At 75.4% G+C, this 11725-nt stretch carries 7 protein-coding genes; all 7 read right to left on the reverse strand.

What is annotated here, in order from left to right; genetic code table 11:
• Positions 1-1452, reverse strand: a 1452-nt coding sequence (locus C1A33_RS12170) for a glycosyltransferase (protein WP_243407458.1), incomplete at its 3' end; no start/stop codon positions are given.
• Complete coding sequence (locus tag C1A33_RS34820) at positions 1449-2375, reverse strand: class I SAM-dependent methyltransferase (protein WP_165818347.1); 927 nt, start codon at positions 2373-2375, stop codon at positions 1449-1451. The genes C1A33_RS34820 and C1A33_RS12170, both read right to left, overlap by 4 nt.
• Positions 2372-5398, reverse strand: a complete 3027-nt coding sequence (gene wzy, locus C1A33_RS12180; RefSeq protein ID WP_165818348.1) for an O-antigen polysaccharide polymerase Wzy — start codon at positions 5396-5398, stop codon at positions 2372-2374. The genes C1A33_RS34820 and wzy overlap by 4 nt, the downstream gene beginning before the upstream one ends.
• A gap of 150 nt (positions 5399-5548) precedes the next feature.
• Positions 5549-6892 (reverse strand): glycosyltransferase, encoded by a 1344-nt coding sequence (locus C1A33_RS12185; RefSeq protein WP_101831634.1) that lies wholly within the window; start codon positions 6890-6892, stop codon positions 5549-5551.
• Positions 6889-8466, reverse strand: a complete 1578-nt coding sequence (locus C1A33_RS12190; protein WP_101831640.1) for a glycosyltransferase family 4 protein — start codon at positions 8464-8466, stop codon at positions 6889-6891. The genes C1A33_RS12185 and C1A33_RS12190 overlap by 4 nt, the downstream gene beginning before the upstream one ends.
• A gap of 233 nt (positions 8467-8699) precedes the next feature.
• Positions 8700-10073 (reverse strand): choice-of-anchor P family protein, encoded by a 1374-nt coding sequence (locus C1A33_RS12195; protein ID WP_133150649.1) that lies wholly within the window; start codon positions 10071-10073, stop codon positions 8700-8702.
• Positions 10074-10204: 131 nt separating this feature from the next.
• Positions 10205-11584, reverse strand: coding sequence for a nucleotide sugar dehydrogenase (locus tag C1A33_RS12200; protein ID WP_101831637.1), 1380 nt, complete (start codon positions 11582-11584; stop codon positions 10205-10207).
• Between the last annotated feature and the right edge of the window lie 141 nt (positions 11585-11725).

The following is an 11725-nucleotide window of genomic DNA, read 5'->3' on the forward strand; positions in this document are numbered from 1 at the left end:
TCCCACCAGCGCCGCGGCACCCCCCAGCGCCGGCACGCCTCGCACCGCGGACGTCGCCCGTACCGCGGACGTCGCCGGTACCGCGGACGTCGCCGGTACCGCGGACGTCGCCGGTACCGTCCCGGGCTTCCGGGACGCGGACGCCGCCCGGCCGGCGAGGGCGCGGGTCGCGGGCCCGGCGAGGACGCGGGCCGCCGGTCCCGTGGGCAGGGCGCGGACAGCGCGGCGGACGGACGACGCCGCCCCGCGTGGCGGCCAGGCCTGCCCGCCGCGCCGAGCGGCGGTCCGGGCGTGCGCGGCGTCATGCAGCGCGGCGACGACGTCGTGGCTGAGCGCCCGCCGGTCCAGCAGTGCCCGGGCGCGACGGCGTGCCGCCACGGCGCGCTGCCGTGAGCGTGGCGTGCGCCGACCGACCGCGGCGTCGCCCAGGGCGGCGGCCATCGCCTCGGCGTCCCCGAGGCCGACCAGCCAGCCGGTCTCCCCGTCGACGAGTTCCGGCAGGCCGCCGGCGGCCGTCGACACGCTCGGCACCCCGCACGCGGACGCCTCGCCGCCCGCGCCGTAGCTTTCCGACCAGGACGACACGACGTTGACGTCGGTGGCGGCGTAGAAGGGCCGCACGTCGGTGACGCTGTCCACCCAGCGGACCTGGTCGGCCCCGGGCAGCGTTTCGGACCAGGCCCGCAGGCCCTCCCGGTAGCGCTCGCCCGCCTCGCCGTAGCCCCCGCCGACCAGGATGAGCGTCCCGCTCCCGCCCCGCTCGACGAACCGGGCCCAGGCCGTGAGCAGGACTTCGTGCCCCTTCACACCCTGGCCCGGTCGGACCAGGCGCTTGGGTGGGTAGAAGTAGGCCACGCACACGGCGACGAACTCGTCCGCCGGCAGGCCGAGCGCGGCGCGCGCCGCCTGGCGGGCACCGTCGTCCGGCGGAGTGAACCGTTCGAGGTCGACGCCGTAGGACAGGGTGCGCAGCCGGTGCTCGGGCATCCCGATCGCCGCGTACCGGGTGCGGATGTCCCCGCTGGAGGCGATGAGCAGGTGGTCGAGCCGGCACAGCACCCGCTCGACCCGCCGGATCAGCCCGTTGTCCAGGTAGAGGGGCCCGGCGACCATGTGCACGCGGGTGATCGGCGTGCCCAGGGTGGCGAGGCGGGCCGCCAGCGCCGAGGCGTACAGGTGGTAGTGGACGACGTCGACGCCGAGGTCGCGCAGCATCGCCCGCAGCCGCACGATGCCGGCGAGCTGCGCGGCCGGCGACCCGCCGTGGCGTGGCGCGGGGCTCTCCAGCACCTCGACGCCGTGCTCGGCCAGCTCGCGCGCGACCCGGCTGTCCCGGTGGTGGGGCGCGGGCAGCAGCACGAGGACCTCGTCGCCCGCGGCCCGCTCCGCGAGCACGTGCGGGATGATCCACAGCGGGCCGTCCCCGGTCTTGACGAGCGTGGCGATCTTCATACCGAACGGTCCTCCCGGCTGACGTGCTGCTCCCGGACGGTGGGCGGCTGGGCTTCGGGAGCCCTGGGGCGCTGGCCCGGCACCGGGGGCCCGACGGGGCGCCGGGCCGTCCACAGGCAGGCCCGGCCGGACAGCCAGGCGGCCCCGGTCAGGTCGAGCCCGGCCTCCAGCGGCAGCAGCCGCCGGCGGGGCACCCGGGCACTCAGCGCCCGCCCCGCCGCCGTGTACTCCCAGACGGTCGCGAACGCCCCGTAGGGATGCGCCCGCACCCGGACGAAACCGACGTCCCGCAGCACGGCGCCGAGTCCCCGCGGGGTGAAGGCGTACTGGTAGAACTCGCCCGCGGGGGCCCTGTCCTGGCCGCCGCGCGCCTCGTCCCCGCGGGTGCCGCGCAGCAGCGCCCGCAGCAGCGGGCTGAAGCAGGGCGTCGACACCAGCGCGGTGCCGCCCGGGCGCAGGACCCGCAGCGTCTCGCGCAGCACCTCCTCGGGCCCCTCCTCGAAGTGCTCGCACACCCCGGGCGAGTAGACCGCGTCGTAGCGGCCGTCCGGCACGTCGAGGCGGCGGACGTCGCCCTGCCAGGCGCGGATCTCCGGCGCGGCGACCCGCAGCCGCTCCACCGTGCGCGGCGCCCAGTCCACCGCCTCCGCGTCGAACCCGCGGGCCGCGAGCGCGACGGTGAACTCGCCGGGGCCGCAGCCGGCCTCCAGCACCCGCCCGCCCGGCCGCAGCCGGCGGCGCACCGCCCGGTCCAGATGCGGCGGGAGATGGCCCGTGCGGGCCCGCCGGTAGTCCACCGGCCGGGACTCCCACAGCTCGTCCCAGTAGGCGGCGTCGGCGGCCCGCCGGTAGTAGGCAAGCCGGCCGCCGCGCGGCCCCGGCTGGGCGACGAGGGTGGTGGTGGGCGCGGATGGGGCGGTCACGGTGCTCCGTTCCTCGTGGCCATGCCCGCGGCGCTCCCCGCGACCGTCCCCGCGGTGGGGAGCGGGGGAAAGCCGTCTGGCCCGGCCGGGTCGACGCAGAGCGGCGAGCGGTGCGCGCCGCCGGATTGGGGGGCGGCGGGATCGGGCTCCCCGCGCAGGGCCAGCCGGGCCAGGGCCGTCATCAGCGTGTAGGCGATCAGGCTGCCGACCGCGCCGCCGGTCGGGCCCAGCCAGGGCACGAACGCGGGATACGTCGCGAGCGACGCCAGCAGGCCGGCCAGGCCCGCTCCTCCGGCCGCGCCGGTACGGCCGAGGCCCGTCAGCACCCGGCAGTCGACGAGGAACGGGGCCAGCAGCAGCTCGGCGACCAGCAGCAGCCGCATCGGCGCGACGGCCGCGGCGTAGCCCGGCCCGAACAGGGTCCGCAGCAGCCACGGCGCGGCCAGGATGAGGCCGACGGCGGCGACCAGCAACACGGCCAGCACGCCGCCGGTCGCCCGCCGCCGCGCCGCCCGGTCGAGTCCGCCCCGCGCGGTGCGGTGGAAGACGACCTGCCCGACCGATCCCGGCACCAGCCGCAACGCCTCGCAGGACGCGGAGGCGACCGAGTACACGGAGGCGGCCGCAGCGCCGCCGAACGCCGCGACGAGCAGGCGGTCGAAGCGGAACGCGACCGTGGCGCCCACGTTGAGACCCAGCGCCGGCAGCCCCTTGCCGACCAGCAGCCGCCAGGCCGCCGCGTCTCGCCGCGGCCGCACGGACAGGCCCGCACGGGCGAGCCCCACCACGCACACGACCGCCTGGCCGACCCAGCACACGGCGAGCACGACCAGGATGTGGACCAGGGATGGATGGCGCGGGCCGACCAGCAGCAGGCCCAGCTGGGCCAGGGCCGTGCCGGCGCTGAGCGCCGCGGCCCGTTCGATCGCCCCGGCGGCGTTGAGCGCGTCCAGCAGCTGTGCGGCCAGCAGGCTCGCGGCGGCGAGCAGCGCGATCGCGAGCACCAGGGCGCCATCCGCCCGCGCCCCGCCGGACAGCGCCAGCAGCGGCAGGCAGGCAGCCGCCACCAGCAACGCCGTGATCGGCATGACGGTCAGCGACAGGCCGAGATAGTGGCCGAGGCCGACCCGTGGATCGCCGCGGCCGTGGAAGTGGCGGAAGGCGACGTTCGTCCCGAGGCCGCCGACGAGGGCGCCGAACGCGGCCACGGTGAGCAGGACCACCAGCGCCCCGCGGCCGGCCAGCGGCAGCATCCGCGCGGTGACCATCGCCTGGCCGAGGCTCGCGATCGCGGCGAGGCCGAGCCAGCCCGTGACGACCGTGCCCGTCACGCCGATGCCGCGCTCACCGTGGCCCGTCCGCTCACGTCGGCCGGGCCAGCCCCGCCCGACACCTGATATCGCCCGGATCGGCGGCCTCACCCACGCAGGCGGCCTCACCCGAACGATCGGCCTCGCCCGAACGGGCGGCCCGGGCCGAAGCGACGACCTGGACCAGACGGGCGGCCTGGAGCGGACCGGCGGCCTGGAGCGGACAGGTGGTCTCGACGCGCCGGCCGGCCGTCCCTGGGGCGACGGCCGCGCCGCCGCCGTCTCCGCCAGCCGGATCAGGCCCAGCACGGCCAGCCCGAGCAGCACCTGGAACGGCACCGCGGCGAACGCGTTGCGGACCTCGACGACCAGCGGCACCAGCAGGACGACGCAGGCCGTCTCGGTGCCCCGCGCCGAGCGGCCGTGGTCCATCCACGCCAGCAGGAGCCCGGTCAGCAGCAGGAACACGACGACGCCCGTCGCGCCGAAGTTGTAATAGGACTCGGCGATCGGTGATCCACCGATCGGGCCCTCCCGATTCATGATCAGAACGTTGAACAGCCGGTCGTCGCTGAACTGGGACGGCTGGGGGCGGCCCAGCAGCCGCCCGGACACGAGCCGGTCGAGCTGGCCGTAGAAGGTCGAGCCCGGCGCCGGTCGTTCCCCGAGCTCGTCACGCCACTCCAGCACCGCGCCGATCGGCCGGATCGACGCCCCGAGCTCGGCGATCCCGTCGACCGGGCTGAACGTCACCGTGCTGAGCCGGGCCGCCGCCAGTCCCGACTCGCGGATCTCCCGCAGCCCGCCGATGAACGCGAGCAGCGCCACCACGCCGACCAGCACCAGGACGCCGCGCACACGCACCCGGCGCCGGGCCGCCACCGCCGCCGCCGAGACCGCCGGAAACATCACCTCGCCGCGCAGCCCCAGCGGCAGCGCCACCAGGGCGAACACGGCGAACACCAGCAGCGCCCGGCGGCGCCACCGGCTCGGCCCGCCGATGACGGCCAGCACCAGTCCGAGCCCCATCCCGAACAGCACGTAGGGCACCAGCGGGGCGCGCAGCGCCGTCTGCCCCACGTCGGTGTACGACCCGAACAGCAGCGAGAGCCCACCTGCGCCGAGCACGATCGCGACGAGCCCGCCCACCGACGCGGTGAGCAGCACAAATCCGGCCAGGGCACGCAGATCGGGCCGCTGCGGCCCGTCGGGCTCGGCGGACGCGGCGGGCTGGGCGGACGCGGCGGGCTGGGCGGACGCGGCGGGCTGGGCGGCGTCCGGCCAGGGCGCGGATCGCGGTCCCCCGTGCGCGCGCACCGCCCGCCAGCAGGTCAGGGCGGCCACGCCGACGGTCGCGCTGACCACGCCCAGCGTCGCCACCGCGAACAGCTCGCTCATCGGGTAGACGGCCAGCCAGCGGAAGTCGTACTGGGCGCGCAGGCGGTCGAACGAGGTACCGGTGGCGAACAGCACCGCCACCCCGAAGTGGAACACCGACAACGTGATCAGGTAGACGGACGAGCAGGCCCACACCCCGCGCGGCTGCGCCCGCACGCACAGCAGGACGCACCCGACCACGACGGCGACACTGAGCCGGGCGGCGGACGTCTCGGACAGCGCGGCGAACGCGGACGACCAGGTGGCCACCACCACCAGTGCGAGGCCACAGCCGGCCAGGGCACTCCACGCCGCCCGCCGCGACGGCTCCCCCACCGACGCGCCGACCGCCGGCGACGCCGTCGCCGAAGTCGCCGTCGATCTCGCCGGGGCCGGTGGGACGGGAGGCGGAGTGGGGCGTTCGCCGCGGGGCGACGTCCGCGGGGCCGCCTGGGGTCCGGTGACGCGTGTGGGGGCGGACATCGACTAGGACCACACCGCCGTGATGTCACGCTGCCAGCGGTCCATCGTGAACGGGGAGCGGCGCACCAGGCGCATCGCCTCCCGCCGTTGGTCGATGGTCGGCGGGACCGCGGTGAGCATGTCGGCGGTGTCCGCCCACACCGCGTCCGACGCGCTCAGCGGAAGCGTGGTCACGCCGGGCAGCAGGCGCCCGATCTCGCCGACACCGGGCAGGTCCGCCGACAGCACCGGCGTGCCGACGGCCAGGGCCTCGAGGACCACCGTCGGCATGCCCTCGTGCAGCGAGGTGACGAGCAGCAGCGAGCTGCCGGCGAGCAGGCGGGGGATCTCGCGCACCTCACCGGTGAACTCGACGTGCGCGCCGACGCCGAGCTGCTCGGCGAGCGCGGTGAGCGCCGCGGTCTCCGCCGGCTCCTGGCGGCCGACCAGGCGCAGCCGGGCCTGGATCGACCGGGCGCGCAGGGCCGCGAGCACCTCGACGGCGCGGGCCCGGTTCTTCAGCGGGTCGGGGCGGGCGACGTGGACGAGGGTGACGATGTCCGGGTCGTCGGCGGCGATCTCCTCCGCCCGCCGGCGGGCCGCGACGGCGACCCCGGACGGTTCCAGCTCGACGCCGTTGTAGATGACACGGCACCGGTGGTCGAGACGCCAGTCCTCCCGCCACAGCCCACGCATCGCCGCCTCGCTCACCGCGAGGATGTCGGTGGCGCACCGGTCGAGCAGCAGCCGCCCGACCGCGCGCTGCACCCGCCCGCGCAGGCTCGCGCCGTGCCGGTCGGCGCTGCTGACGAAGTAGGCCACTCGCCGCCGGACCCCGCCCAGGCGGGCCAGGGCGAGCACCACCCCGGAGAAGGTCGCGACGGCCGAATGGACGACATCCGGCCTGGTCTGGCGCACCAGCCGCAGGAAGCGCCAGGGGAACAGCCAGTCGGCCCGGCAGTAGTAGACCTCGCTGCCGAGGTCGCGGATCTCCCCGTCGAGGGAGCCCCGGGCGCCCGACGTCACGGCGAACTCCAGGCGGAACTCCGACGGGTCGAGGCGGCGCAGCAGGTTCACGGCGCGGATCTCCACTCCCGCGCGGTTCATCTGCCCCAGCACCTCCAGCACTCGCACGGGACGCCGCGGCCCCCGGCCGCCCTTCGCCTCGCCCGGGCGGGCCTCGACGCGGGCGGTGCCGGCGCCCGCCGCCGGCCGTTCCGGCGGTGCCGCGGGATCCGCCGGGGCGCCGCCGCGAGCGGCCGCCGACGTCTCCGGCGGCGTCCGCGGCGGGGCGGCGGGCCCCCGTCCGCCGGCGGCGTGCACGCGGTGCTCGCCCGGCGCCGCGCGTGAACCGATGTCGGGTGTCATGCGCCGTCCTCTCTCGACCTGGGGACGTGTCCGGCGGGTACCCCCGGCGCCGATCCGGTGGCCGTCGGGGCCTCGCGGGCGGACGTGCCGGCGAGGCCCGTCTGGGCGGGCACCGGGAGCGGCAGGAGGAACGACAGCGGCGAGGGGTCGGCGGCCGGGGCCGGCTGGCGGTCCCAGGCGGCGATCGCCGCGTAGAAGGCGCGGGCCCGGGCCGCCGTCCGCTCGCCCCGGTAGTGCTCGGCGGCGGCGCGGTTGCGCGCGGACATCTCGGCGAGCGTGTCGGGGCTCGCCAGGACCTCGGTCATGCGCACGGCGAGCGCGACCGGATCGTCCGGTGCGACGAGATCCTGGGCGGCGAGCAGCTCCCCGATGCCGCCCACCGCGCTGGCGATCGCCGGCACCCCCCGGGCCATCGCCTCGATGAGCACCCTGGGCAGCCCCTCGGTCCGCGACGGCAGGACGAACAGGTCGGCGACGTCGAGCAGGGCCCGGATCTCGGCCCGGTTGAGGGTCGGCACGAAGATGACGATGTCGTCGAGGCCCTCGCGCCGGGCGGTGCGCACCAGCTCGTCGTGGTGGCGCCCGGAGCCGACGATGACCACGCGCAGCCGGTAGCCCCAGGAGTCGAGCAGGCCGGCGGCGCTCAGCAGGACGTCGTGGCCCTTGTAGCGGCGTTCCTGGGAGCCGATGGTCACCACCGTCGCGGGGATCGGCGGGCGGGTGGAGCCGGGGCGGGCGGCGGCGGTGAAGTCCGCCGGGCCGAGGCGGCCGTAGGCGTAGTCCGCGGTGATCGCGCCGGGGGCCGGCGGGTAGCGGCGCTGCAGCGTCTCGCGGGTCACGTAGCCCACCGCGCGGGCGCCGGCCGCGTACCGGCGCAGCCAGCGGCGGGCCGCCGGGCGGGCCCAGGGACCGAACATCCCGCCCGCGACGGCCTCGGCGTCACCGATGATCTCCAGCGCGTAGGGCAGGTGGCGGCGGCGCAGCTCGGCGACGAGCGCGGCACCGACGAGTCCCGGCATGACCGCCAGGTAGCGGGTGTCCACGATGTGCGGCGAGCGCCCGGGCCCGGTCGCCGGCGCGACGGCGGCATCCTCGGCGCTGCGGGGCGGCGCGGCACCGGCGGCCTTCGCGGACGGCCCGGCCTCCTCGGCGCTCGAGGACGGCGCGACACCAGCGGCATGCGAGGACGGCGCGACACCAGCGGCGCTCCGCTGGGACGGCACGCCACCGACGGCGCGCCCGCGTGGCGTCGCGGCCAGCAGAGGCCCCGCGTCGAGGCCGGCGGCGATCACTGCGCGTAGCGATCGGACGGTGCGGAGATAGCCGACCATGCCCTGGTAGGGCGGTACCGCCGCGACCCGTACCCGGTCCCCCTCGACCGGGAAGGACGCGCCGGCACGCGGCTCGGTGGACCCGGGCGCCGGCGCGGGCGTGACCCTGGCCAACACGACAACCTCCTGGAAGACGTCGAGGTAGGTGGCCCACTGCTGGTAGGCCTCGCCGGGCGTGCGGGCCATGACGGCGTCGTCCGTCCCTCGGTGGAACCGTGCCTCCGTCGCGACGACAACCCGCATGGCGCCCACCCTTCGCCGGTGATCCCTCCAGGACGAGCACAACTTACAGCCATCATCCGATTACATAGAGATACAGCACTCACGGAGAGTCCGGGCGCGATGGAGCGACATCCGGCCCCCCGGCCGCGATCGGGCGGGTGGGGCATGCCATCCCCACCCGCCCGTCCCGCGCCCGGCTGGGCGGTGTGAGCCGCCCGCCCCGCGCCGGGCGCGGGATCCCGGAGGTCTCGGACCTACAGGAGTCCGTTCACCGCGAGGCACTTCGCCGGGTCCTGCGAGTCGGCGCAGAGCTGGCCCTCGTGCCCGGTCGTCGAGGCGCCCGCGTCATGCGGGTCGATCGGCGCCGACAGCGGGGCCGTTCCCTGGTCCGTCGCACTGATCGAGGCGCCCGCGATCCTGATCACGCTCCCCGCCGGCAGGACGCCGGCCACCTGGATCACGACCTCGAGGGCCCGCACCTCCACCGAGGTGGCCGTCTGGATCTGCCGGTTCAACACCACGTACCCCACCCCGGGCAACGGGACGAAGGTGTTGGGCGCCACGTTGTCCGGATAGGCCACCCCGCCCACCGTGAGGTTGGTGAACTGCGTCCCGGTCGTGTTCAACACGGCTGGCTGACCCGGGCTCTTCGCCGCGTTCACCTGCGAGGTTATGGCAGTGGCGCCAATCAGCCCGCCCAGGAGGTTCACGCCCGAGAGCGTGATCCTGGACGATCCGACCGACGGATTGCCCGGCACCGACGTCCCGGAGGCCGTGATGGAACCAGTGGTGAGGATGCCCGGCAGGTTGATGCCGGACAGGCTCGACTGCGAGTTACCCGAGGGGCAGGGGACACTCTGCCCGATCAGCGGTCCCACCGTCAGCGCACCGGCGGCGATCAGGTTGGAGTAGGCCACCCCGGTGAGGAACACCGGCGGCTTCGGCACGAACCCCGACTGGGTGGTTCCGATCCGCACGTCCCGACCGGCGTTCTCTCCGGCCGTGAGCCGGATGTGCGCACCGACCGTGCGGATGCCGTTCGGGACCGGCATCTGCTCGTTGAGCGTGATCGACCCGAGCATCGGGATCGGGACGACCGTGTTCGGCGCGATGCTGCCGAGCGGGATCGGGACACCGAGCACGCTGAGCGCCCCGAGCGAGACCGCGCCGCTCGTGAGCACGTTCGTCCCCGTGTTGACCGCGGTCGAGGTGACCCCGAGTCCGCTCAGGGTGACGAGGCCGCTGAGCAGGTTCATGCTCGACACCGTGCTGCGGGTCACCGCGACCTGGTTGTTGTTCGGCCCGGTCTCGGCGGTGGTGGCGGACTGGAACACCGAGGACGAGTTGATCAGGCCGGGGATGGTGACGACTCCCCCGTTGCTCGTCGACAGGCCCGGCAGTGTCGTGCAGGTGATGCTGGTGGGGAACGTCGGCCCCGAGGTCACGGTGCCGCCGTTGGACGCCAGCGTCCCGAAGGCGAACTGCTGGTAGGCCAGCGGGCTGGGGACGGCCTGCGCCGTCCCCGCCTCCACGCCGACCAGCGTGACCACGAGGAGGCCTCCGGACACGACGCCGACGGTGAGCCGGCGCAGTCCCACCCGGGACCCCACGCGGAACGATCTTCGCATCGACCCCTCCTCTCCGTAATTGAATAATTACTTTCAGTGATCAGCCTAGGAGGGATCCGCGCAATGACCTAACTACTGACAGGTAGATAGCTACGTTGAGTCACTTTCGGGCGTGTCGCCGTACGGGGCGGTCAGAGGGACTCCACGGCGAGTGCGACGCCTTCGCGCCGTGGCGACTGGGCCGGCACCCACGCCCGAGAGGTGCCGGCGTGTCCAGCCGGGTCGGGAGTGGGCGCGCCTGCGGCGGCCGGCCGGCGGGCGTCGTGCGGGCCGGGCAGCCAGCGCCGGGTGTCGAGGACGAGCCGAGCATGACGGGCGACCGCGTCCCGGTCGAAGGCGTCGTGGTCGACGAGCACGACGACGAGGTCCGCCGCCGCGAGCTCGGCCGGGGTCGGGTCGACGAGCATCAGTCGGGCGGGCAGGCGCGTCGGGTCGACGTGCGGGTCCGCGGCGCGCAGCTCGGCACCGAGGTCGGCCAGCAGTCCCGCGACCCGGGTCGCGGGCGCCTCCCGCGCGTCGCCGGTGTTCGCCTTGTAGGCGAGGCCGAGCAACAGGATGCGACTGCCGGCGACGGAGCGGTGCCGCGCGTTGAGCATCTCGGTGACCCGGCGCACGACATGGTCGGGCATGTGGTCGTTGATGTCGTTGGCCAGCTCCACGAACCGGAAGCTGCGCCCCAGGCTGCGCCGCACCCGCCAGGACAGATAGGACGGGTCGATCGGCAGGCAGTGGCCGCCCGCGCCCGGCCCGGGGGTGAAGCGCAGGTAACCGAAGGGCTTGGTCGACGCCGCGTCGATCGCCTCCCACACGTCGACCCCGAGCTCGTGAGCGAACATCGCCAGCTCGTTGACCAGCGCGATGTTGACGTGGCGGAACGTGTTCTCCAGCAGCTTGGTGAGCTCCGCGGTGCGGGTGGAGCCGACGGCGACGGTGCGCTCGACGAGGCTGTCGTAGAAGGCGGTGACCGCGGCGAGGGACCGCGGGCCGGTGCCGGAGACGACCTTGGGGGTGTTGACCAGGTTCCAGGTCCGGTTCCCGGGATCGATGCGCTCCGGGGAGTAGCCGAGGTGGAAGTCGACGCCGGGCCGCAGCCCGGACCCGGCCGTCAGCAGCGGGCCGAACAGCTCCTCGGTCGTTCCCGGATAGGTGGTCGACTCGAGGATGACGGTCGCGCCCAGCCGGATCAGCGGTGCCAGTCGCTCGGCGGCGTCGACGATGTAGGACAGGTCCGGCGCCCCCTCCCGCAGCGGGGTCGGCACCGACACGACCGCGACGTCGAAGCCCTCGGCGCGGGCGTAGTCGACGGTCGGCTCGTACCGCCCGCTGGCCAGCGCGCCGGCGAGCTCCGCGGACGGGACGTCCTCGACGTAGGAGTCGCCGGCGGCGAGCCGGGCGGCCCGGTCCGCGTCCACCTCCACGCCGATGACGTGCCAGCCGGTGGCCACGGCCCGCATCGCCACCGGAAGTCCGACGTAACCCTGCCCGATCACCACAAGCTTGTTCGATGACATGAACAGAGTGTTGCGTATTAACTACATAGAGCGACGTACCGGCGACGACGTGTCCTCGGCGGCGACCGCCGGGGCCGGGACCCTCGCGGGTGTGTCGGGGCGTTGCGCGGCGGGCACCACCACCCGGGCGAGGACCTGCGC

The sequence above is a fragment of the Frankia canadensis genome, from assembly GCF_900197875.1.
Classification (GTDB): domain Bacteria; phylum Actinomycetota; class Actinomycetes; order Frankiales; family Frankiaceae; genus Frankia; species Frankia canadensis.

Coding starts and splice junctions, on each gene's coding strand:
- C1A33_RS12190 (WP_101831640.1), bottom strand. CDS start 8,466: ATGCGGGTTGTCGTCGCGACGGAGGCACGGTTCCACCGAGGGACGGAC.
- C1A33_RS12200 (WP_101831637.1), bottom strand. CDS start 11,584: ATGTCATCGAACAAGCTTGTGGTGATCGGGCAGGGTTACGTCGGACTT.
- C1A33_RS12185 (WP_101831634.1), bottom strand. CDS start 6,892: ATGACACCCGACATCGGTTCACGCGCGGCGCCGGGCGAGCACCGCGTG.
- C1A33_RS12195 (WP_133150649.1), bottom strand. CDS start 10,073: ATGCGAAGATCGTTCCGCGTGGGGTCCCGGGTGGGACTGCGCCGGCTC.